This window comes from Salipaludibacillus daqingensis, assembly GCF_029891575.1.
GTDB lineage: Bacteria > Bacillota > Bacilli > Bacillales > Salisediminibacteriaceae > Salipaludibacillus > Salipaludibacillus daqingensis.
In genome coordinates this window covers 1-22,209 of record NZ_JARZHF010000001.1, presented here as the reverse complement: position 1 = coordinate 22,209, position 22,209 = coordinate 1, and the positions used below count along the sequence as shown (strand labels likewise).

Below are 22,209 nucleotides of genomic sequence, written 5' to 3'. Positions count from 1 at the left end.
GTCCTCCTTGTATTTAAAAGCTGTTTGTATTCTAAAGACCAGATTGTCTATTATAGTTTCGTTTTATCATGGCAAGAGATTTTGTCATTTGAAATGAGCTATAAAATGATTCAAGCTTGTCATCACAGATTAAATCAATCATATATAGTCCTTCGAGCTGTTTTAACATTCTTTCGACCAATTCTCTCCCAATCCCTTTATGTTGATATTCAGGCAAAACTTCTAAAAATGGAATGTAAGCGGAGAGTACATCGTCGCTAATGGCAGTAATAAAACCGACTACCATATTTTCCTCATTATCAATGGCAAGGACAATGTAACTGCTATTTTTTAACATCTTTAAATGGGTTTGAACGTTTGGAGGGTTAGGCCATCCTACAAAAAATCCAGTTAACATCTCTGGTGTTAATTCTTGTACCGTTAGGTCATATCTCATCTCTAATCCCTCCTTGTTTAAATTTTACAATAAAAATAATCGGTCTAAAAGGGAATATTTGTACTTTAACTTTGGGTTTGGGAGGGTAAATGATGAGAGGTTTAAGAGCTTATGAAACTAATATATTTAAAATTTAGCAGGATTATTGCCTCCTCTTCTCGAATAGTGATAAAGATATGAGATCTGAATAGTAATTCAATTTTGAGGGGGAGATTATTTCTATGTATGATTTAAAAGAAAAAGAGAGGATTTTTGTATTTACTGGACCGGATGGATCCGGTAGGAAAACAATTGCAAAACTAGTAGCACAAACGACGTTACACATGAAGGGGATTATTTCTTATACAACTAGAAAACGTCGCCCGTATGAGACAGATCATCAAGATTATCACTTTATTTCGGAAGATGAATTTGAAACAGTTAAAAATAATGGGGAATTTCTTGAAAGTGTCCACATAAACGGCAATTCTTATGGTATTAAAGAAAAAGATGTAAGAGAAACTTTTGAGGAAAAAGGCTGTATTTATCTCGTTTTGAATCCAGAAGGGTCTGATATTGTAAAGAAATTATATGGTGACAAAGTGATCCGATTATTTGTTTATGCTGATCGTGACACGGTGCTAGCAAGACAAAAGGAAAGAGGAGACAGCGATGAAATCATTGATCTCCATCTAAGCCACTATGACGAAGATATTGCTTATAAAGAAAAATGTGAACATGCTTTTGAAAACTATAAGCTTGATCATACTGCCTATGAAATCACAAATACAGTGGAAGAGTATTTGGATTTAAAATTGGCGGAAGATGATTAAATATCATCATATAGGTTGCAACTAAAGAAATGAATAAAGCCCATCTATTGATATTATCACTCAATAGAAAAGGGCTTATTTTTACGTTTATTACGGTAGTGAAGGTGGAGGCTTACAGGCTTTAACCTTTACCAGTAAAAATCACAAACGGTGAAATAGCATCTATTTTTTTAAGCGGGAAATACACACGCCCGGATGAAAATGGTTCCTAAAGGAGGAGATAGAGCCTTTCGTGACTGAATATGTACGCGAAAGGAAGTAAACGGCGTACATAGTGCCTGATGAGCGAGAGGAGGACCGGTGAAAGGAACTATAAGAGGTAGATAGAGCCTTTCAGCGGCTATCAGCCGAGTGAAGGGAAGTAAAAGGTGTTCATAGTGCCGGAAGAGCCCAGAGTCCTACGCGAAAGGAAGCAAACAAAAGCAACAGCAATCTAATCTAATAAACCCTGGCTAAAAGTTGTCATTTTTCGTTTCTGTAGTTCAATTTGATTGCTAAGTTTAGATTTTAACAAAAATATCGTACATGATTGAAAAGAAAAAGATGAAGAGATTAGTGAAATTATTAGTCCGTCAAGCTCGAATGGAACGAGTAGCATCAGCATGGTGCGTTTTTGAGCAAACGACTACCTAGTTACCCTTTAACGTTGGGGGAATAGGTATACAATATAGTTTTAAAGGATGAAGAGTGATGGCATACGATTTTTCTTATAAAATACCAGCTTTAGTAAGGTCGCAAAAAGTAATATCAGTCCTTGATGATTCTAACCAAGAATGTTTTAGAATGGAACGATACGCTAAAAGCCACTTACAGCGAATGATTACGTGGTTTTTTCCTCATTGGTGCTTTAATCTAAAAATCATAGATTTAAAAACAGGAAGAGTTGTGAGATCTGAAGAAGAAACTGGATGGACAGGTCGGCCGAAATTTCGAGTGTTTGAAGAGGAAGGAAAGGAATTAGCTAGATTTCGGACCATGGCCGGGCAATGGATTGAACTTAGTACTAACGAAGGAATGTATGAATTGACGTCACAGCTTATAGAAAAACAAACGTTTATACGAAAAGGAGATAGAGAAGTTGCTTTGATTGAGTTCGATGGAAGAGTGTTACCGAGAACAAATCGTATTTTTGTTCATGGGGATGACTTGGATATTCAAGTGCTCCTTCCTGTCATTCATACATTTGGTGTTGCTCTGAGAAAATAAGTTTCACAAGAGCGAAGCAGGGGATTAACCCCTGCTTCTTTTAGAATCGTTTCTTGTTACTAGTAATATAGACTACCAAAGAGGAGGACGTGGATTATCATCTGGAGACCAACCTTCATAAAGTCCAATATCTTCAAATGCGTCGAGTGTAGCATTATATTCATCGCTGCCTTCTCCGAATAAATCGATGGCAGATTGAAGGAGTGCTTCTCGGAACTCCGCATATGTTGTATCATAGTGTAAATATTCGTAAGCTCGATACCATGTACCAGCAACGACTTCTCTTCCCATATCGTATTCTTCTGAGACTAGATAAGCATGGTGGTATAAAATAGAGGAGTTAATATGAACGCCCCCATTATCCATATTTCCAGGTAAGTAATAATATTCTTCCATGTGGGCCGGATAACCACCTTCTCCGTCAATACTGTAAGCCCAAAAAGCTTCGTTCACTGGGAATTTTCCTGGTTCTTCGCCACTGCGAAGGGCAGTGCGACCTTCATCAAGCCAAGCTTCTCCCATAATATCTTCCCCAATATCCCAGCTGCGATCATCAATGATGCTCCCAAATACATCAGAGTATGCTTCGTTAAGTGCACCACTTTCAAAACGATAGCGAAGCCCGCCGTTATAATGAGTCACACCATGAAGCATTTCATGAGCTGTGACGTCGAGAGAAGCTAAAGGAATAAATTGTTGACCATCACCATCACCGTATGTCATCATAGCAATCCCATTACTCCAAAAAGCGTTGTTATATTCCGTCCAGAAATGAACACGTGATTCAATCGCCATCCCATTATCATCGATAGAGTTTCGCCCATGATTTTCTAAGAAATAATCATAAACGATTTTTGAGTTTGAATGAGCGTCAACGCCAGGACCTTGTCCAACAGTTTCCCATGAACTGCTGTCTCCTGTATACTCTATATCTTTCCAAGAAGCATTATCATTTTCATATAACCACATTTGATTAGAACTGTTTTTCATGTTGTAAGTATGGATCCCATCCATTTGATTGGTTGATTGATCAGCTAAATAAAATGTTCGGCCATCTCCAGGGGTGTTATTATGCGAAATGTTCATAAGTTTTTGTTCACCAATCGTTCCAAGACCTTTTCCTCTTGCTGGACGAAGGTTCGACGTATTTTCAACAGCTTTAGAATTTATTTCTTTACCTATAGTAGTTGTGGTATCGATGGATGTTTCCTCCAGAATATCATCGTAAAAACCTAAACCTGTCATTGCATCATAGCGATCAATGATGTCGCCTGAATGAGCATCAACATAGATAAACCAATTTCCCGGTGTACCACTATGGAACTCTAGATTTACTCTGTAAGCGAGGTAGTAGTCATCCTCAAATGGATAAATAATCAACTCATTCTCCTCAAATTCAACTATATCAGGCGCATCCGCTTCTTGTTTGGCTAAAGCAACCGCTGATGTCTTCTGAATAGAGGGTGTTGTAGAAATATTAATATTTTCAAGTGAGCTGTCATAATTTCCAGTAACGGTCGTCACTACATTATTTTCATCAAAATGAACGCTCAATTCATGTCGATCAACTGGTACTCCATTTTTTAATTGTTGCATATGAACGTGTGTCATTCCTAATTCATCTTGTTCTGTTCTCACTTCAGCTAAATGTTTATTAGTATTACGGATTTGGAAAAAATCTTGATTTTCTTCAATGAAGTTTTTTGCACTTTGAGAATTTGCACTTGTAAATGGTTTTGATAATTTTCCTGAAACAAAAGATGGCGGTCCTTGTTTTTTCTCTAGATCAACAACATGTACTTTTCCATCGTCTTTTAGTAAATTATTTTCTGCGAATGAAGCAGTACCTCCGATAAAACCAGAACTAAGGATTAAACTCGATAAAGTTACTGCGGCAAATCTCTTCAATAACATCCTTCCTCTCATCGATAAATTTGCTCAATATGCCGTAAATCGAAATTCTCGACATCCGAACTAAATTAATCGTAATGAATATAACATTTATAATCAACAGAATATTCTGTCGTTTTATCTTGCGTAATATGAACTTCAAATAATAATAGACAATTTTTCACAAATGAATAGTATGAGATTAAATTACATGTATAAGAATATTATCCTACATTTTTGGGATCGAGGGATAGTTAGATAGAATCAATAAGTAGTAATGATGCTTATATATTTTTAAAATTATGATATAAGAATTATGTCAAATAATTGGAGGAATTCTAGCTAATAAAAGATTATGTCGAGTAAATGAGTCGAATATCAGGTCATAATTTAGAAGAAGACTATTAAAGCAAGGTTTATCTCCTTGATTTGTATATCAATAAAATGCACATAAATTAATATAAATCGTCGAAAAGGTTGATAATAAGTCGAAAATAGAGATTTTTACGTGGTTATTTAGAACTAATGATAAAATGGAGGTAATAGAGAGTAACTCTCTTTACAGCATTGTAACCTTTCTTAAAATGATAATTAATAAGTTCAAGTATGGAAGAGATCAAAGAACAAGTTGATAAGTATATAATCACATTTAGACATAGTTTTTGATAAATAGTGATTGTTTTAATAGGAGGTTAAAAAATGGTCATACAAGCAAATATGTCGCCGAAAGGAATCGTTGAGGTGTGGGAAGTAACGGAAAGTATTTTTATGAAATATCAAATACCTTTATCGCATGAAATGATACAAGAATTAGTTGATGATAAGAAGATTGATGGACTTCTTCAGGAATTGAATGCAGCTGTGGGAAGCTCTGACCTAACATGTATGGAAGGTGGATGAAAAACATCGCATAAATAGGAGTAGGTTACTCCTTATCTGTCAAACTAGCGAGAATTTAACTTATCATACAAAACTGAGGGTTTATTTGAATGATGGTTTTGGAAACTAATCAATAGTTTTATAGGTTCATCACGAATAATATATGAAAATGAGAAAATTTATTAAATATTTTCTGCTTAATTCGTTTTAGAGAAGTATAAGTATGAGAGATAATCGCAATTAAAAAATCCTTACCGAACGTCTATTCACTGACAGACAGTGTCACCTTGACCTTTATTATATAGGATATGGAAGGGATAGAAATAAAAGGGGAGTGAAAGACGATGATAAGGCATGGAAAAAGCGATTTAACTAAAGCTAGTCTAAAGCGGGATGTTTACTTCACTGCTAAACAAGTGACGTACATTCGTAACAAGATTCTTCGGCAAATGGAAGTACCAGAAGATTCTCCACAAGAATGGAGTCTGAGTCCTTATGATCCGAATCAACTAATTGATAAATTACCTCGTGTGGAATTAAAACCGTCGTATACGTTAAATGCCTATTTATATCGATCGGGAGCAAATGGGAATGGTGTCATTCGTGCAGAGAATAAAGATGCCACCCCTTCTATGCCAGAGTGGAACCGGTATCCGGGAAATGCTTATCCTTTAAAAGAAGAATCAGGAACAGAGAAATATGTCGTTCATGCACTTGAACTGGACGGTTCTGCAAGGTCATATTTAACGGCTACTTTACTAGAAAAAGAGTGTCAAGAATACGGAGCACTATGGCACGGAGTAGACTGGGAAGTGCATCATATTATAGATGATATAGAAACTGGAAATAAGCCAAGAAATATCGATGAAACCACGTTGATCGAACCAGAATGGATGCGATCGATGAATTGGCAGAACCGCCGATCGCATACGTTTGATCCGGTTGTGAAACATCTATCATCAAACACAGTTCTCGTTCAATTTTATACGTATAGCGAGTTAGGTGAACAAGCGATTTATCGCCATCGAGATAGATTTAATAAGAAGACTGGTGACTTCAAAACAGAAACGGTCGTGATCGCAAAAGGCGCAGGAGGATTCGTATTTTGATAATTTTAACCAATAAAAAAACAGGATGGCTCTTTGTATTTTTATTTTATTTGTAGAAAAGATCAATGAAAATAATTTAGCGTTTTTTTTTAGTGAGAAAATATCCAACAAATAGACCTTGAAAACTTCGGCTTACGAAATATATAATAGAAGAATTCAAAGGACGTGGCTGAAGTGTCAAAAACAAACTGGAAACGAAATTTATACATTCTAATGGTCTGTCAATTCTTCGTCATGGGTGCGATGACGATGATTATCCCCTTTTTACCTCTTTATTTACAAGAATTAGGCGTCACAGACCCTCAAGCAGTTAGCCGTTGGGCAGGTGTTATTTTTGGAGCGAATTTTTTAACTGCATTTATATTTGCACCACTATGGGGAAAACTTGCCGATCGCTACGGTAGAAAATCGATGTTGCTTCGCTCAGGGTTTGGGATGGCAATTGTCCTTACATTAACAGGGTTTGCCGTCGGACCATGGTCATTACTTTTTCTTCGATTGTTAAATGGTATGATATCAGGATTTATTCCGGCAGCGATTGCGCTCATGTCTATGAGCACACCGAAAAAACAAATGGGCTACTCTTTAGGGATGTTGCAAGCAGGTGCTGTAGCAGGTGGGATATGTGGTCCATTATTTGGCGGCGTGATGGCAGATTTGATGGGATTTCGAATGATTTTTTATGTAACTGGTGCTGCTCTATTGGTCGCAGCAATGGTAGTATTAATTTTTGTCCATGAAAAATTCGAGAAAAAAACAGAAACGGTGAAAACAAATACAGTACAAGATTTCAAGAAGATTGCATCTACGTCACCAGTATTATCTGTATTTATCGTATTTTTTATTATTCAAGTAGCACTTATAGGCATTAATCCACTATTATCATTGTTTGTACAAGAGCTGACGACCTCCCAAAATGTTGCCTTTTATGCCGGGCTTGCTATGTCAGTCATGGGATTTGCAAATATGTCGGCAAGTCCATTTTTAGGGAAATTGAGTGATCGAAAAGGTCATCAGTACGTGTTGTTATTTGCTCTATTGTTTGCAGCCATCATCAGCTTTCCACAAGCATTTGTAGAAAGTTATTGGACTTTGTTAGTATTTCGCTTTTTATTAGGTTTATGTTTAGGTGGGTTATTGCCCTCGATTAACTCCCTCCTTCGTCATCTTGCTCCTGAAGGGATGGAAAGCCGAACGTACGGTTTTTCAAATAGCTTTATGTATTTAGGGACGATGATTGGACCTATTGCTGGAGGATGGCTCGCTTCCGTTGCAGGAATTCGAAGTTTATTTATCGTATCATCGATTTTATTGGTCGTGAATGTACTCATCGTCTATTACAAAATCATTCCTCATATGAAAAAACAAAAACAAGCGCAAAAAAGATCTGAGAGGCCTGAGACGAAAATAGAAAAGGATGTCATAGTCGACAGAGCGAAATAGATTATCCTAAATTTTAAAAAACGACATGGTAGAATCAACGAAGGCTCTCCTGCGTATGGCGATGGAGAGTCTTTTACGGAAGTTGAGAGTCATCGGAGGGATCTGTTTGGCTGAATTGCATCGAATTTCCCCATAATTTTAAAGCACCTGACTTGAGAGGTGCTCCACAAAAATCCATATGTGCAGTAACGTGCTAAGTTGAACGATTAATAAAGAATAAAACTATTTGTTATAAATAAGATTTTTTGATTTTCTTTTTAATGTCCTTAACGATTTATACACTCTTGCTTTGATACTAAACACATCTTTCACTCGTTCAAACTCTTGTTCAAATAGTTCAGGGTTACAAGGGTATTGCTGACCATCTTTCTCAGTGATAAGGTAATCTCCAGAACGACCTTTCACTGTTTCCCCATCTGTTTCAATGGAAATCGGCCTCGTAAGTTTAACAGCCTCTACAACGACAGGCTTTCTTCTGTATCTAGGCATTTTTGTCCCTCCTTTACAAACAGAGATCATACTCAGATTACAGTTATTATATTCTCATATAGGCAAAACGTGTAAGATGCGTAGAAACGATTCCCAATGCGAAAAAAGTCGATTTGTCAGCTTTTTTATTTGAAGGGAATGGAATCTCCTTATTGAATTTTAAAGAGGGAGGTGTGGCGATGTTGGAACTATCAAATTATATAAATTTCGTATTAGTGTTAGTGACATTTGGTGCATTAATGTATAGCAGAAGACAAAATTTGATTTATGACTCTCCGAGACTAGTCATTCGTTCAACAGGATATGTTATGAAACAAGATAAACAAAAAATGGAGGCAAGTTGCACTGTCACAAATGCAGGGAATGGTGTTGCTTTACAGACTTTTTTATTAATAAAGATAGATACGGTCGATCAAGACTACTACTATCTCTCAAAACCAGAAAATATCATTCGACCTTTCGAATTACAGGATAGGATATTTGAGTTAACAATCGATAAACCAAATGATGTAAATATAAAAAAGTCCATGGAATTTATCGTTATTTCCATTGATTTTTTTGAGAACCTCCACGTTGCAACAGGAAAATTTCCGACCCAAAATGAACATTTAGAAAATTTAATGACGCCTACAAAACATATTTCTAAAATGAATTATCGTTATCATTACTATAAGAAAGGGATGGAAATTGCGAAAGAGCAAGGGAATACGTACGTCAATGAAAAAGAAGAACAATATAAACGTAGATTAAAAGAATTAGATGAGATTTTTGGATTAAGTAAGAGCAGAGTTTAAAATCAAAAATAATCTTTAAAAGGGTATATAAAAATGATTAGCACCTCATAATAACACTTGGTATTAGTTACGTTTCTTAGTATAATGATTGTAGTCAGAATATTGCGAAGAGGTAGGTGCTTAAATGAATAAAAAGAAAATTGCTTTTGTCACAGATAGTACAGCGTATTTATCAGAAGAACTGCGTGCACATCCTGATGTGTATGTGGTACCAATCGTTGTCATTTCTGAAGATAAAGAATACGAAGATGGTATTAATTTATTTTCCGAACAATTATACGATATGATTCGTAACAATAAAAATGTTCCAAAAACATCTCAACCATCAGTCGGTACATTTGAAGAATTATATAATCAGCTTAAAAAGGACTATGATCATGCTGTAGCCATTCATGTGTCAAACAAATTAAGCGGAACGGTTTCTAGTTCAACTGCTGCCAAGGAAGAAACTGGATTTGATGTGGAAGTAGTCGATTCTTTATCCCTTTCTTATGGAATTACTGCATTAATCAATAAAGGACTAACGCTAGCAGAGCAAGAATTCTCTATTAAAGACATTGGTAGAGAATTAAGAGAAGAAGTAGAGCGATCAAATAATTTGATTTTATTAGGAAATTTAGAGCAGTTGTACAAAGGTGGAAGAATGTCTGGTGCACAATTTTTATTAGGGAATGTGTTGAAAATAAAACCAATATTATCCATTAATGACGATGGAGAACTAGGCTTATTCGAGAGGGTTCGTTCAGAAAAGAAAGCAACGAATCGAATTGTATCATTATTGAAACAATCATGCGACGTCAATGAGGTAAGACAAGTCGCGATTATGCATGGTAATGTGTTAGATAGAGCAATAGAGTTAAAGGGGTTAGTCGAGGAAACCATTCCTAATATGGATATTGTCATTGGTGAAATTAGCTCTTCTTTAGCCGTTCACGCAGGTGAAGGAACGTTAGCAATGTTTTGGCAGACGGAAAAAATATAGACCTAGCTAGATTCGATTACAATGAAACGATTCATAATTGAAAACATCGGGGATTTCAAAATCCACATCTCAGGTGTTTTTTTCTTATGTGAGAAAGAAATATGACGAAAAAAAGCTATTTCATGAAAACCAAAACCTTTCGTCATTTAATCCCGATACGATTTTTTCACGATTTAAAATGGGTTTAGGCAAGAGTTGAAATTCAATTGACAATTTTCATAAAAGCGCTTACACTTCAAGTAGTTACTAGACATTAGAAAATAAAGTAAATGAAAGAGTTGTTGCAGATGGCGTTGAGTGAAGATAACCGTATCGGTCGCCATGCCATTCTCATGCTACTTTCAGACGACTCTGACGGGAAGTTAGCCAATTTAGAAGAGTTGAATTGGAAAGGTTGCACGGGGAGAGTAGGGTCGATGGATGCGCACAAAGTCGTTGCTGCCATAGAAACAGCGGCAAAGAAAAACGGCATTATCCAGACGGATGTTTATCGAGAACCACATGCGTTGTATCATGCGATCATGGAAGCGTTGCATGGTGTCACAAGAGGCCAAGTTCAATTAGGCTCGGTTCTTAGAACAGTTGGATTAACGTTTGCAGTTTTGCGTGGCAATCCATACGATAATGAGGAAGAAGGCGATTGGATCGCCGTTTCCATGTATGGCACGATTGGTGCACCAGTGAAAGGATCCGAGCATGAAGCGATCGGATTAGGAATTAATCATATATAATTTGCCCATAGGAATGAGCTATTAGGGGGCTATATCTTGAAATCAATCGTTGATTTCACTGATATAGCCCCCTTTTCTATGTTCTTTACTTCACTAGCGAGTGGAAGGGAGAGGAAAACATGGTTACGTTAAACGGTCATTCATTAACGCTTGCAGAAGCACAAAACGTGATTTTTGAAAGAGAGAAAGTGGTTTATGCAGAGGAAAGTATGAGGCATGTGGAAAAAAGCCGAGCTGCGGTAGAAGATATCGTTCGTGAAGAACGAACCGTATATGGGATCACGACGGGATTTGGAAAATTTAGCGACGTCTATATTTCGAAACAAGATGTAGAAGCTTTGCAGCTGAACTTAATACGGTCACACGCTTGTGGTATAGGAGATCCGTTCCCTGAAATGGTATCGAGAGCGATGGTTCTCCTCAGGGCCAACGCCTTATTAAAAGGTTACTCGGGAGTTCGACCTGAATTGATTATGAGGTTACTTGATTTATTAAATGCCCACATTCACCCTGTGATTCCACAACAAGGTTCTCTTGGTGCAAGTGGCGATTTGGCACCATTGTCTCATTTAGCGCTTGTATTGATTGGGGAAGGCGAAGTTTTTTATAAAAACGTACGAGTACCAGCAACCGAGGCACTAACGAAAGAAGGGATTTTCCCAATTACATTAACAGCAAAAGAAGGGTTAGCCCTTATTAATGGGACGCAGGCGATGACAGCGATGGGGGTGGTTGCCTATTTGGAAGCGGAAACGATCGCTTACCAATCAGAAGTCATTGCATCGATGACAATGGAAGGTTTAGAGGCCATTATAGACGCATTTGATGAAGACATTCATTTAGCAAGGGGATATCAAGAACAAGTAGACGTGGCTAGAAGAATTCGTGACCATTTAGCTGATAGCCAATTAGTGACAAAACAAGGTGAAATCCGCGTGCAAGATGCTTATTCGATCCGCTGTATTCCACAAGTGCACGGCGCCACTTGGCAAACGTTACATTACGTTAAAGAGAAACTAGAGATTGAGATGAATGCTGCGACAGATAATCCACTTATCTTTGATAATGGAAGAAAAGTGTTGTCAGGTGGAAACTTTCACGGACAACCGATAGCCTTTGCAATGGATTTCTTGGCGATTGCCGTTGCTGAGTTAGCGAACATTTCAGAACGACGCATTGAACGATTAGTCAACCCACAATTAAATGATTTACCGGCATTTTTAAGTCCACAACCAGGGTTACAGTCCGGTGCGATGATTATGCAATATGCTGCGGCGTCTCTCGTTTCGGAAAACAAAATTTATGCGCACCCGGCAAGTGTCGATTCGATTCCGTCATCTGCCAATCAAGAAGATCACGTGAGTATGGGAACGATCGGTTCTAGGCATGCGTATGAAGTCATCACAAATACACGAAGAGTTCTAGCAATTGAAGCCATTTGTGCCATGCAAGCAGCAGAGATTAGAGGCAAGGAAAAGATGGCAACAGTGACTCGTGATTTTTTCGAAAAAGGGAGAGAGATTGTCCCTTCCTTAACAAAAGATCGCGTCTTCTCAAACGATATCGAAGCATTGAATCAAGCCTTGAAAAAGGATTGGTATCCTTTTGATAAATCTTTACAAGATAAAGTGACTGAAATGAAAGGAATGAGATAAATGGAAACAACGAAACGAGTGATACGAGCGAAAACAGGTGTTGAAAAAGAGTGTAAAGGGTGGGAACAAGAAGCAGCGTTACGGATGCTTTCTAACAATTTAGATCCAGATGTTGCGGAGCGGCCGGAGGATTTAGTCGTCTATGGAAGTATTGGGAAAGCCGCTAGAAACTGGGAATCCTTTGACGCGATTGTCCGATCGTTAAAAAGTCTCGAAGCCGATGAAACGTTGTTGATTCAATCAGGTAAACCGGTTGGAATGTTTAAAACACACGCGGCAGCGCCGAGAGTTCTGTTATCGAATTCTGTATTAGTGCCGAAATGGGCCACTTGGGAGCATTTTAACGAACTGGAAAAACAAGGGTTGATGATGTATGGGCAAATGACAGCTGGAAGCTGGATATACATTGGGACACAGGGGATTTTGCAAGGAACATATGAAACGTTTGCGGAAATTGCTAGACAAGATTTTTCCAATAGTTTAAAAGGGACACTGACACTAACAGCTGGTCTTGGAGGGATGGGAGGAGCTCAACCTCTCGCTGTGACAATGAACGGTGGCGTTGTCATTAATGTCGACGTGGATAAACGGCGCATCCAAAAGAGAATTGACACGAAGTATTGTGACGTGATGACAAGCTCTGTTGAAGAAGCGATCGAATGGGCGTTAAAGGCAAAAATGAAACAAGAGCCCCTATCCATCGGACTAGTTGGCAATGCAGCGGCCGTTCATCATGAAATATTAAAGCGGAACGTTCCTATCGATATTGTTACAGATCAAACGTCTGCTCATGATCCATTAAACGGTTATGTTCCAGAGGGGTTAAGTGTGTTAGAAGCGGATGAGATGCGTGAAAAAGATTCTAAAACATATGTGATGCGTGCAAAAGAAAGCATGAAAAAACATGTGGAGGCGATGCTTGCATTTAAAAAACGAGGGTCCATTGTATTTGATTACGGCAATAATATTCGCCAAGTGGCAAGGGATGAAGGACTGAAAGAAGCGTTTGATTTTCCAGGATTTGTTCCTGCCTATATTCGGCCATTGTTTTGCGAAGGAAAAGGACCCTTTAGGTGGGTTGCACTTTCAGGAGACCCAGAAGACATTTACCGAACAGATGCACTGATCAAAGAGTTGTTTCCAGAAAATGAAGCATTATGCCGATGGATTGATATGGCTCAGGAAAAAATAGCGTTTCAAGGCTTACCATCACGCATTTGTTGGTTAGGGTATGGTGATCGTCAGAAGATGGGCCTTGCTATCAATGAACTAGTGAGAACAGGAGAAATAAAAGCACCGATCGTCATAGGAAGAGACCATTTAGATTCAGGGTCGGTAGCGTCACCAAATCGAGAGACAGAGGCGATGAAAGATGGAAGCGACGCCGTTGGTGATTGGCCGATCTTAAATGCCTTACTTAACACATCAGCAGGAGCGAGTTGGGTATCTGTTCATCACGGGGGCGGCGTAGGTATGGGATATTCGCTTCATGCAGGCATGGTTGTTGTCGCAGATGGCACGGATTTGGCGAAAGAACGGTTAGAACGGGTGTTAACGACAGATCCAGGTATGGGAGTCATTCGCCATGTTGATGCAGGATATGAGTTGGCAAAAGATGTAGCAAATGACAAGAACATTGTAATTCCAATGAATGAAACAAACTAACGGAATGGAGTTGGTAAGGATGAAAAAAAGAGTCGATACGATACTCACAAATATTGGTCAGCTATTAACGATGAAATCAGACGGACCGAGAGCTGGCAAGGCAATGAAAGAAGTGGGATTAATGGAAGATGCCGTCGTTGCGATATCGGAGGGGAAGATTTTCTATGCTGGAAATGAATTTTCTGCAAAAGATTTTGATGCCAATGAGGTGCTGGATTGTGAAGGGAAGTTGGTCACACCAGGGTTGGTTGATCCACATACGCACGTTGTGTTTGGCGGATCTCGTGAACACGAAATGGCGTTGAAACAGCAAGGTGTTCCTTACTTGGATATATTAAAAAACGGTGGTGGGATTTTATCCACCGTTGAAAAAACTCGGGAAGCAACAGAAGATGAGCTATATGCAAAAGCTAAGTTTCATTTGGATCGAATGATTTCTTACGGTGTGACGACTGCGGAAGTGAAAAGTGGTTATGGTCTCGATGTGGAGACAGAACTGAAGCAGTTGAAAACAACAAAACGACTGGATAACAGTCATCCGATCGATCTTGTGTCAACCTTTTTAGGGGCGCATGCGATTCCTCATGAATATAAACACGATCCTCAAGCTTTTTTAGATGAAATGATTGGTATGCTCGATTTTATTAAAGAAGCAAAGTTAGCTGACTTCGTTGATATTTTTACGGAAACGGGTGTATTTACGGTGGAACAATCACGCGAATATTTGAAGAAAGCAAAGGAAGCCGGCTTTGGCCTTAAAATCCACGCCGATGAAATTGATCCGTTAGGTGGAACGGAAATGGCCGCGGAATTAGGTGCTATGTCAGCGGATCATCTCGTTGGTTCCTCCGATGAAGGCATCGACAAGTTAGCAAAAGCCGGAACCGTAGCCGTTCTCTTACCTGGCACGACATTCTATTTAGGGAAAGATACGTATGCGAGAGCTCGAAAAATGATCGATGAAGGAGTGATCGTTTCCTTAGCCACAGATTTCAACCCTGGAAGTAGTCCAACGGAAAATATCCAGTTGATTATGACGTTAGCGGCGATTCGATTAAAGATGTCACCGGAAGAAATTATGAACGCGATGACAGTGAATGCAGCGCATGCGATTGGTCGTGGGAATGAAGCGGGACAAATTGTTGAGGGACGTCAAGCAGACGTGGTCATTTGGGATGCGCCAAATTATATGTATCTTCCTTATCATTACGGCGTGAACCATGTGAATACCGTGTTGAAAAACGGTCGAGTCGTCTCGAAAAGGAGGGAAATCCTTCATGAAACATCGGTATCTTCAAAAAGCTAACGGAACGTTTCAAGATCGTGATGTGACGAAGGTCGGTGAAAGGATACGTTCATGGAATGGGGAGGATGAGCTAGCTGGGTTTGGAATCATTGGAGCGCCTCTCTCCAAATCATCGATTAGCCATTCGGGCGCGTGTTTTGCTCCTGGAACGATTCGCAAAGCGTTGTCTGGATTTACGACGTATTCGATCGAAGAAAACATTGATTTAGATCAAATGGTTGTTCAGGATTTAGGTGACATTGAGATGCATATAACAGACATTGTTCACTCACAAAACAGGGTATATGAGACGATTCGTGATTTGTTGGCGGACCATCCATCGTGGTTTCCGATTGTGTTTGGTGGAGATAATTCGATTACGTATCCAAGTGTGAGAGGTTTTGCTGAAGCGAAAGGAACGGTTGGTGTGATTCAGTTTGATGCCCATCATGACGTGAGGAACTTAGAAGATGGTGGCACATCGAATGGTACACCATTTCGAAGTTTGTTAGAAACGGAAACGATAGAAGGGAAGAACCTCGTACAAGTAGGGATTCGAGATTTTTCCAATAGTAAACCTTACTACACGTTTGCGAAAAATCAAGACGTGATGATTTATACAATGAAAGATGTTCGAGATAGGAATATACGAGATATTATTGGGAATTCCGTGAACATGTTGAAAAAATCAGTAGAAGCAATCTATCTTTCCGTTGATATGGATGTAGTGGACCAGTCTCAAGCACCTGGTTGTCCAGCGATAGGGCCAGGCGGGATGGACGCATCTGACCTTTTTGAAGCGGTGGCATATTTAGGAGAAGAACCGATGGTACAAGGACTTGAAATCGTTGAAGTCGATCCAACGGTTGATTTCCGCGATATGACGAGTAGGGTCGCTGCGCACGTCGTTCTGAACTTCTTAAAAGGAAGAGAAAAGGCAGGACTGATGTAGATTAAGACAAAATAAAAGAGAAGCGGAATATGGGAGGGAGCGGGGGGATAGTTCCTTTCATCAGCTATCCGCGGCGTATTCGGGAAGTAAAGGATGCGTATAGTGCCCGAAACGAGAGGGCGTCGACGATGAAAGGCAGTAACTTTCATGTGTGGATCGGCGGTTCCTCAGTAAGGTAGTAATATGCTATGATATGTCATATAAATGGAAAAAGGAGGAATTTGAAATGCTACGTTTTGTGAACCCATTTGAGCATTAGCACGTTTGATCCCGAGGACCACCTTAGAATGTGATGAAGTAAAAATCACATAATTATAGGGAGGACCTCACATGCATACACAACTTAAACTGCTTCTTAGCGGTAGAATTATTACAAACCTAGCTGACAGCTTGTACTTAATTGCTGCAGTCTGGTACGTATCTGAAACGACCCAATCACCATTTTTAATTGGGGTAACAGGAGCGATCTCTACTTTACCGGCTGTTCTTTCCTTTTCACAAGGACCAATCATTGATCGTTATGAAAAAAGAACGATTTTAGTCACCTGCATGTTTATTCAAGCAGTTAGTACAGGATTGATGATGCTAGCTTATAATACAAATACACTTTCCGTTCCTTTGCTGCTTCTATTGTTATTTTTTGCGTTAATGGCTTCTGAAATGTCTTTCACGACGGGGACAACTCTGATCAAACGTTGGGCAAAACAAGAAGAACTAACGAAAGTGAACTGTTATTTCTCGTTTACGAATCAGGCATTAGATGTGATTGCTGATGGAGCAGCGGGTTTCGTCGTTGTAGCAATAGGAATTGGTTTGCTGTTTGGAGTGAATTCGGTCGTACTTTTGAGCGTAGGTGTCGTATTTCTACTTTTTCTGCGAAAAACTAAAGCTTCCGTCAATGGCAATCTATCGACAGGAACATTTTTGCAAGATTATAAAGTAGACTTTGTGGCTGGTTATCGAGTTGTACGAAAACAAAACACACTTTTAGCTATTTTTGTTGGGATTATTTTTATGAATGTTTCCGGTTCCATGGGGCTAGCGATGATTCCAGCATATGCTGTTTCGCCTCAAGAATATGGACTTTTGTTGATGGCAACGTCTGTAGGTGCATTAACAGGAGCGTTGATTGCACCGAAAGCAAAGCACCTACCAATAAGAAAGCTTTTCCCATCAACTAGTTTGCTAATAGGAATTTTCTGGATGACTTCCTTCTTTGTTTCCTCCATTCAACTGTCGCTTTTGTTTTTTTGCAATTGCATGGGTTGGTATTGGTATGTTTGGCGTATATTTACCAACGATGATTCAAATCAATATACCTCAAGAACGGCTTGGAGTTGGGTTTAGCTTTTTCGTTTCCCTGTTAGCTTCGTTGACTCCGTTGGCTTTTTTACTTGGGGGGTTATTAGGTGAGTGGATCGGTGCTCAACCCGTCCTTATGCTAGCTGGAAGTGGCTATGTATTATTAAGTTTATATATGGTTATCCATCCAAAGCTGAATAAATTAGAAAATAGATTAGAAGAAATGTTTAGTTACTAAAAATAGAGTGGATGTTCTCGAAATCATTATCATATGATTATCGGGACATCCCTTTTTTCTTGAGATGAGCGTTTCTCTTGCATGATGTACCTTCAATCAACCGATTACAAGGATATAAAGGCTTTCTTCAGTAGATTGGTTGAATTTAGGGAAGGAAGAGTGAAAGATAGTTTCTTTCGTGATGAATCGGCAGCATTAAAAGAATAAAAAAGTAAAAGGCCTTCCATTAAGATGTAGAAAACTTAGTGGAAGGCCTTTTTTATACACAAGTTTGTAACTAATCATCGAATGACTATCATATGATGAACTTAGTTTTGTATTTATACGGAGTTTATTAGTTCTCTCTATTTGATTACCTGAGTGATATGATTATGTGCATCCATGATTGCTATCGTTGGTTTATGGTCTTTAACGTCGTCATCAAGTATCAATGCATACGAGATAATAATGATCACATCATCCTTTTGCACAAGACGGGCTGCTGCTCCATTTAAACAAATGATTCCACTTCCTCGCTTTCCTTTCAGGACATAAGTTTCGAAGCGGGCACCATTGTTATTATTAACAACCTGAACTTTTTCGTTAGATGAGATGCCTACTGTGTCTATAATGTTTTCGTCAATGGTTATACTCCCGATATAATTCAAGTCAGCATCTGTAACACGGGCCCGGTGTATCTTAGCATTCATCATAGTTCGGTACATGGATCGACCTCCTTTTCTTTAATTTTATCTTTTTGTCTTTCTCTATTAAGGGTTCAAGATACAATATATGTTGCTAGTTGAAAAAAGTTTGGATCATACAACCACTAAAAGATAAATAGGTCTAACAATTATGTAGAAATATGATTATCTCATCTATACAAACCCTCGCATTTAAACATAGTTATAAGAGAGTCAGAAAATCAAGGAGGGATCCCAATGTTACAAAAAAGCTTTGTCGGTATCATGTTTTACGAGAAAAAGTACAAGCGCATCCCTTTCGCAACCGGGAAGTTCAAGAAACAATTACAATACTTTGAAGAAGCAGCTAAAAAAAATAATGTCAATCTCTGTTTTTTTCGTCTCAGTGACATTGAACCCGGAATATTCACTATTAAAGCGTATGTATTGGGTGAGAAAGGCTATGAACTCCAAACAATTCCTCGTCCAAAGGTCATTTACCATCGCAGAGTAGATAGGAAGAGTGTCAGGTCCAAAATGCGCACATTGATCGCAGATGGTGTGACAATTTTCAATGCCAGAACCTATGATTATGGAAAACTGCCCATTTGGAAATTACTTTCTAAAAATAGTAGTCTATCCCCGCAATTACCTTCTACCCAAGTCGCTACAGTAGCAAATATAAAAGAAATGATGAAAAAGTATAATAGTTTAATAATAAAACCGGATATAGGGGCGGTTGGGAGAGGATTAATGAAAATAGAAAGGAAGGCTGGAAAGTGGTGTTTTTCATATACAGTGAAGCAAGGGAGGAAAAAAATAAGGAAAGAAACATATTTTCGGTCAAAATTACCATCTGTTCTAAAAGATAGACTAAAAAGCATAACCTATATTGTACAAGAACGTATTAATTTGGCAACTTACAACAACAATCCTTTTGACATTAGAGTGGCTGTTCAAAGAAATAGTATAGGTGAATGGGAAACGACTGCTTTTATTACAAAGGTCGCAGAAAATAGATTTTATATAACAAATGTAAGTCAGGGTGGTAAGGCCTATCCTTTGGAAACGATATTAAAGGATCATCCGCAGTTGTCGTACGATGAAGTAGTAAAGAACATCTCTCATTTTTGTTTGAGTATAGCTGAGCATTTAAGTAATCATTTATCTCATATAGGGTGTTTAGGGATTGATATCGGTATAACAGCCGATGGCACGCCTTATTTTATTGAAGTAAATTATTTATCTGATTTTGAAACTCTTACCTTCCGAAATAAAGAACTTGTTTTCGAGGATTGGAAGAAAGTATATACTACACCGATTGACTATGCAGCCTATCTAATAAAAAAAGAGAAGAGTTTCACTTCCCTTGTGTCTCCCTTTTTCGAGCGGATTGTAAAAAATATGACATATTTTCCAAAGAAGCCCCGCTCTTAATTGGTGGGTAGTTACCATGCGACTTTTTCGCACCATGACGGATGAAAATGTCTATGAAGAGACGCTCTTAAATTGGTTAGGGAAGACTCCAAGAGACTCTCGCGGAAGAACGAGCCAGGTGAGATCCCAGAGGGCGGGAGCCCGAGGAAGCTCACGGATCGTTCGCATGAAAGCGAGTCGAGGTCTTCCGTAACTTTTTATTTTCAGGGTAGTCTAAATTGAAATAATAAATAATGGACATACCAATTCCAACATTTGAAAGTACACACCAGGCCTTTGGATAATGAATAAAAGTATTCTTATCTCAACGATAATAAAGATCATCTTCTGGAACAACTTGAAAATTCTCCATATTAATATTTTCCTTATCCACGACACTTCAGTGGATCCGCCGCTGAAGGGAACCAAAGGTAGGTGATAGTTTCTTTCGTGATGTATCCGCCGCATGAAGGGAACTAAAGGCACGTGATAGTGCCTCTCGTGACTGGATCGGCAGAATGAAAGGAACCAAAAGCATGACATAGTGCCCTACGTCAGTGATCCGCAACTTAAAAGGAACCGAAAGCGAGATAAAAAAGTCTAGTTCTAAAAAGAATTTAACAATTCAATATTTACATAGTGAGCTAATTTTATTAGCCGTGAGAAGAAAATATTGGAAGAAGATGTTAAACTTGAGGGGAGTCTCTACTAAACAAATCTATCCAAAATTAGACAAGACCGTTTAGAACAAAGGAGCGATGAAAATGCCTCAAGACATCGAGTTTCACTATATTAAGACAAACGGGATAACCCTTCACGTTGCCGTTTCTGGACCGACAGACGGACATCTTTTACTATTGCTTCATGGTTTTCCTGAGTTTTGGTACGGTTGGAAAAATCAGATCGAACCTCTTGTAAAATCAGGATATCGAGTAGTTGTTCCTGATCAAAGAGGCTACAACTTAAGCGATAAACCTCAAGGAAAAGAAAATTATACGATTAATAAACTTCGAGATGACATGATCGGAGTGATCGAAGCTTGTGGAAATAGCAAAGCTACCATTATTGGTCACGATTGGGGTGGGGCAGTTGCTTGGTATTTAGCAGCAACAAAACCAGAATATGTAGAAAAACTAATTACTGTGAATATACCTCATCCTCGTGCCATGAAGAAAGCGATGTTAACATACCCGCCTCAATGGCTGAAGAGCTCCTACATCTTATTTTTTCAAATTCCTAATTTACCTGAAAAATTATTGGAATCCGATGGACATAAACGAATGAAAAAAGCTCTTACTAGTTCCAGCAAAAAAGGAACATTCTCAAAAGAAAATCTTAATAAATACCATCACGCATGGTCACAAAAAGGCAGTGTCACTGCGATGTTAAATTGGTATCGTGCGATTTGGCATGCCGAATTACCAAACGAAAAAATCACAGTGCCAACACGAATCATCTGGGGATTGGGAGACCAGTTTTTAAGTAGAAAACTGGCAAAAGCTAGCATCGATTATTGTGAAAATGGTGAACTTGTTTTTGTCGGGGAAGCGACTCATTGGGTTAACCATGAGCAACCTAAAATTGTGAATAGACTGATGCTAGAGTTTTTAAGAAAAAGTCATTCCCTTAAGTAAAACCTTAACCTACATCTTTGATAATTTTTACGATTAACCGAGGACAGAATAATACAACTTCTATTACAGCCTCTGATACTTTGGCTTTTATGGAATGTCTTTTTTTCCTGTTGTTTGATTGACTCATTTTTCAACCCCTCCATTAAGTAGTATTCTGTTCTTAATACGTGAGAACTTAAGGGAAAGTTTCAATTTATTGTTATAAATGAGATATAAAAGGAAGTGATAAATGTTATGAAAGGTAATAGTAACGACGAAATATTTTATTGGGGATTAAATTATCGAAAGAAATTCATAAGAACGTTATGGATGATGCCTTTAATCGTTATTTTAATTATTGTCATATTTATCGTTTTCCGACAGAAGACTCCCTCTTCCATCGCGAGAAGGGCTTTTAGCCCAGTGATAAGGGGGAGATGAATGGCGATTGGCGATAGCCAAAACACTCACCTCATGATATAATTAGAACAAATGTTCCTGTAAATGAGGTGATGTCATGTTCGTAAAAAAAGCGTTCAAATTTCGTCTTTTTCCTAACCAAAAACAGGTCGATCTCATTCATAAAACGCTCGGTTGTTCTAGATTTGTGTTCAATTTCTTCCTCGGTAAGCAGAAGCAAAAAGACGCAT

21 protein-coding genes are annotated in these 22,209 nt (G+C 38.5%); 17 read left to right on the top strand and 4 right to left on the bottom strand.

The window, feature by feature from the left end; all coding sequences use genetic code 11:
• Positions 1 to 31 precede the first annotated feature (31 nt).
• Positions 32 to 436 carry a GNAT family N-acetyltransferase gene (locus tag QDN89_RS00105; protein ID WP_280768042.1) on the bottom strand — a complete coding sequence of 135 codons (405 nt, stop codon included), beginning with the start codon at positions 434 to 436 and terminating at the stop codon, positions 32 to 34.
• Positions 437 to 657: 221 nt separating this feature from the next.
• Between QDN89_RS00105 and QDN89_RS00100 the strand changes: the two genes are divergently transcribed.
• Positions 658 to 1,248, top strand: a complete 591-nt coding sequence (locus tag QDN89_RS00100) for a guanylate kinase (protein WP_280768041.1) — start codon at positions 658 to 660, stop codon at positions 1,246 to 1,248.
• A 690-nt stretch (positions 1,249 to 1,938) separates the two neighbouring features.
• Positions 1,939 to 2,454, top strand: coding sequence for a tubby C-terminal domain-like protein (locus tag QDN89_RS00095; RefSeq protein ID WP_280768040.1), 516 nt, complete (start codon positions 1,939 to 1,941; stop codon positions 2,452 to 2,454).
• Between the two features lie 72 nt (positions 2,455 to 2,526).
• On the opposite strand, the gene QDN89_RS00090 is transcribed toward QDN89_RS00095, so the two are convergent.
• A complete protein-coding gene (locus QDN89_RS00090) occupies positions 2,527 to 4,362 on the bottom strand; it encodes a M4 family metallopeptidase (protein WP_280768039.1) in 1,836 nt (611 codons plus the stop codon).
• Between the two features lie 681 nt (positions 4,363 to 5,043).
• Here QDN89_RS00090 and QDN89_RS00085 point away from each other — a divergent pair.
• The 3 genes from QDN89_RS00085 (at position 5,044) to QDN89_RS00075 (ending at position 7,775) form a co-directional block, all read left to right on the top strand.
• Positions 5,044 to 5,244, top strand: coding sequence for a hypothetical protein (locus QDN89_RS00085; protein ID WP_280768038.1), 201 nt, complete (start codon positions 5,044 to 5,046; stop codon positions 5,242 to 5,244).
• 323 nt (positions 5,245 to 5,567) lie between these two features.
• Positions 5,568 to 6,332 (top strand): hypothetical protein, encoded by a 765-nt coding sequence (locus QDN89_RS00080; RefSeq protein WP_280768037.1) that lies wholly within the window; start codon positions 5,568 to 5,570, stop codon positions 6,330 to 6,332.
• A 174-nt stretch (positions 6,333 to 6,506) separates the two neighbouring features.
• On the top strand, positions 6,507 to 7,775 hold the full coding sequence (locus tag QDN89_RS00075; RefSeq protein ID WP_280768036.1) for an MFS transporter: 1,269 nt from the start codon (positions 6,507 to 6,509) through the stop codon (positions 7,773 to 7,775).
• A 222-nt stretch (positions 7,776 to 7,997) separates the two neighbouring features.
• Here the strand turns inward: QDN89_RS00075 and QDN89_RS00070 are convergent, their stop codons facing one another.
• Positions 7,998 to 8,264: a hypothetical protein gene (locus QDN89_RS00070; protein WP_280768035.1), complete on the bottom strand. Its 267-nt coding sequence runs from the start codon at positions 8,262 to 8,264 to the stop codon at positions 7,998 to 8,000.
• A gap of 179 nt (positions 8,265 to 8,443) precedes the next feature.
• Between QDN89_RS00070 and QDN89_RS00065 the strand changes: the two genes are divergently transcribed.
• From QDN89_RS00065 to QDN89_RS00025, 9 genes are all read left to right on the top strand, one after another.
• Positions 8,444 to 9,058: a hypothetical protein gene (locus QDN89_RS00065; protein ID WP_280768034.1), complete on the top strand. Its 615-nt coding sequence runs from the start codon at positions 8,444 to 8,446 to the stop codon at positions 9,056 to 9,058.
• A 124-nt stretch (positions 9,059 to 9,182) separates the two neighbouring features.
• Complete coding sequence (locus tag QDN89_RS00060; protein WP_280768033.1) at positions 9,183 to 10,040, top strand: DegV family protein; 858 nt, start codon at positions 9,183 to 9,185, stop codon at positions 10,038 to 10,040.
• Positions 10,041 to 10,327: 287 nt separating this feature from the next.
• Positions 10,328 to 10,771 carry a histidine utilization transcription antiterminator HutP gene (gene hutP, locus QDN89_RS00055; protein ID WP_280768032.1) on the top strand — a complete coding sequence of 148 codons (444 nt, stop codon included), beginning with the start codon at positions 10,328 to 10,330 and terminating at the stop codon, positions 10,769 to 10,771.
• Positions 10,772 to 10,890: 119 nt separating this feature from the next.
• Positions 10,891 to 12,426, top strand: a complete 1,536-nt coding sequence (gene hutH / locus QDN89_RS00050; RefSeq protein WP_280768031.1) for a histidine ammonia-lyase — start codon at positions 10,891 to 10,893, stop codon at positions 12,424 to 12,426.
• A complete protein-coding gene (gene hutU, locus QDN89_RS00045; RefSeq protein WP_280768030.1) occupies positions 12,427 to 14,091 on the top strand; it encodes a urocanate hydratase in 1,665 nt (554 codons plus the stop codon).
• Between the two features lie 19 nt (positions 14,092 to 14,110).
• The gene (hutI, locus tag QDN89_RS00040; protein ID WP_280768029.1) at positions 14,111 to 15,397 is read left to right on the top strand and encodes an imidazolonepropionase; all 1,287 of its coding nucleotides are present in this window, start codon (positions 14,111 to 14,113) and stop codon (positions 15,395 to 15,397) included.
• Positions 15,369 to 16,328: a formimidoylglutamase gene (hutG, locus tag QDN89_RS00035; RefSeq protein WP_280768028.1), complete on the top strand. Its 960-nt coding sequence runs from the start codon at positions 15,369 to 15,371 to the stop codon at positions 16,326 to 16,328. Before hutI ends, hutG begins: the two co-directional genes overlap by 29 nt.
• 330 nt (positions 16,329 to 16,658) lie before the next feature.
• Positions 16,659 to 17,675: an MFS transporter gene (locus QDN89_RS00030; RefSeq protein ID WP_280768027.1), complete on the top strand. Its 1,017-nt coding sequence runs from the start codon at positions 16,659 to 16,661 to the stop codon at positions 17,673 to 17,675.
• Positions 17,605 to 17,868, top strand: coding sequence for a hypothetical protein (locus QDN89_RS00025; RefSeq protein ID WP_280768026.1), 264 nt, complete (start codon positions 17,605 to 17,607; stop codon positions 17,866 to 17,868). The genes QDN89_RS00030 and QDN89_RS00025 overlap by 71 nt, the downstream gene beginning before the upstream one ends.
• Positions 17,869 to 18,212: 344 nt before the next feature.
• On the opposite strand, the gene panD is transcribed toward QDN89_RS00025, so the two are convergent.
• Positions 18,213 to 18,572: an aspartate 1-decarboxylase gene (panD, locus tag QDN89_RS00020; RefSeq protein WP_280768025.1), complete on the bottom strand. Its 360-nt coding sequence runs from the start codon at positions 18,570 to 18,572 to the stop codon at positions 18,213 to 18,215.
• Between the two features lie 216 nt (positions 18,573 to 18,788).
• Between panD and QDN89_RS00015 the strand changes: the two genes are divergently transcribed.
• The 3 genes from QDN89_RS00015 to QDN89_RS00005 form a co-directional block, all read left to right on the top strand.
• Complete coding sequence (locus QDN89_RS00015) at positions 18,789 to 19,967, top strand: YheC/YheD family endospore coat-associated protein (RefSeq protein WP_280768024.1); 1,179 nt, start codon at positions 18,789 to 18,791, stop codon at positions 19,965 to 19,967.
• Positions 19,968 to 20,710: 743 nt separating this feature from the next.
• Positions 20,711 to 21,580, top strand: a complete 870-nt coding sequence (locus QDN89_RS00010) for an alpha/beta fold hydrolase (RefSeq protein WP_280768023.1) — start codon at positions 20,711 to 20,713, stop codon at positions 21,578 to 21,580.
• A gap of 496 nt (positions 21,581 to 22,076) precedes the next feature.
• On the top strand, positions 22,077 to 22,209 hold a 133-nt coding region (locus tag QDN89_RS00005; protein ID WP_280768787.1), incomplete at its 3' end, for a helix-turn-helix domain-containing protein.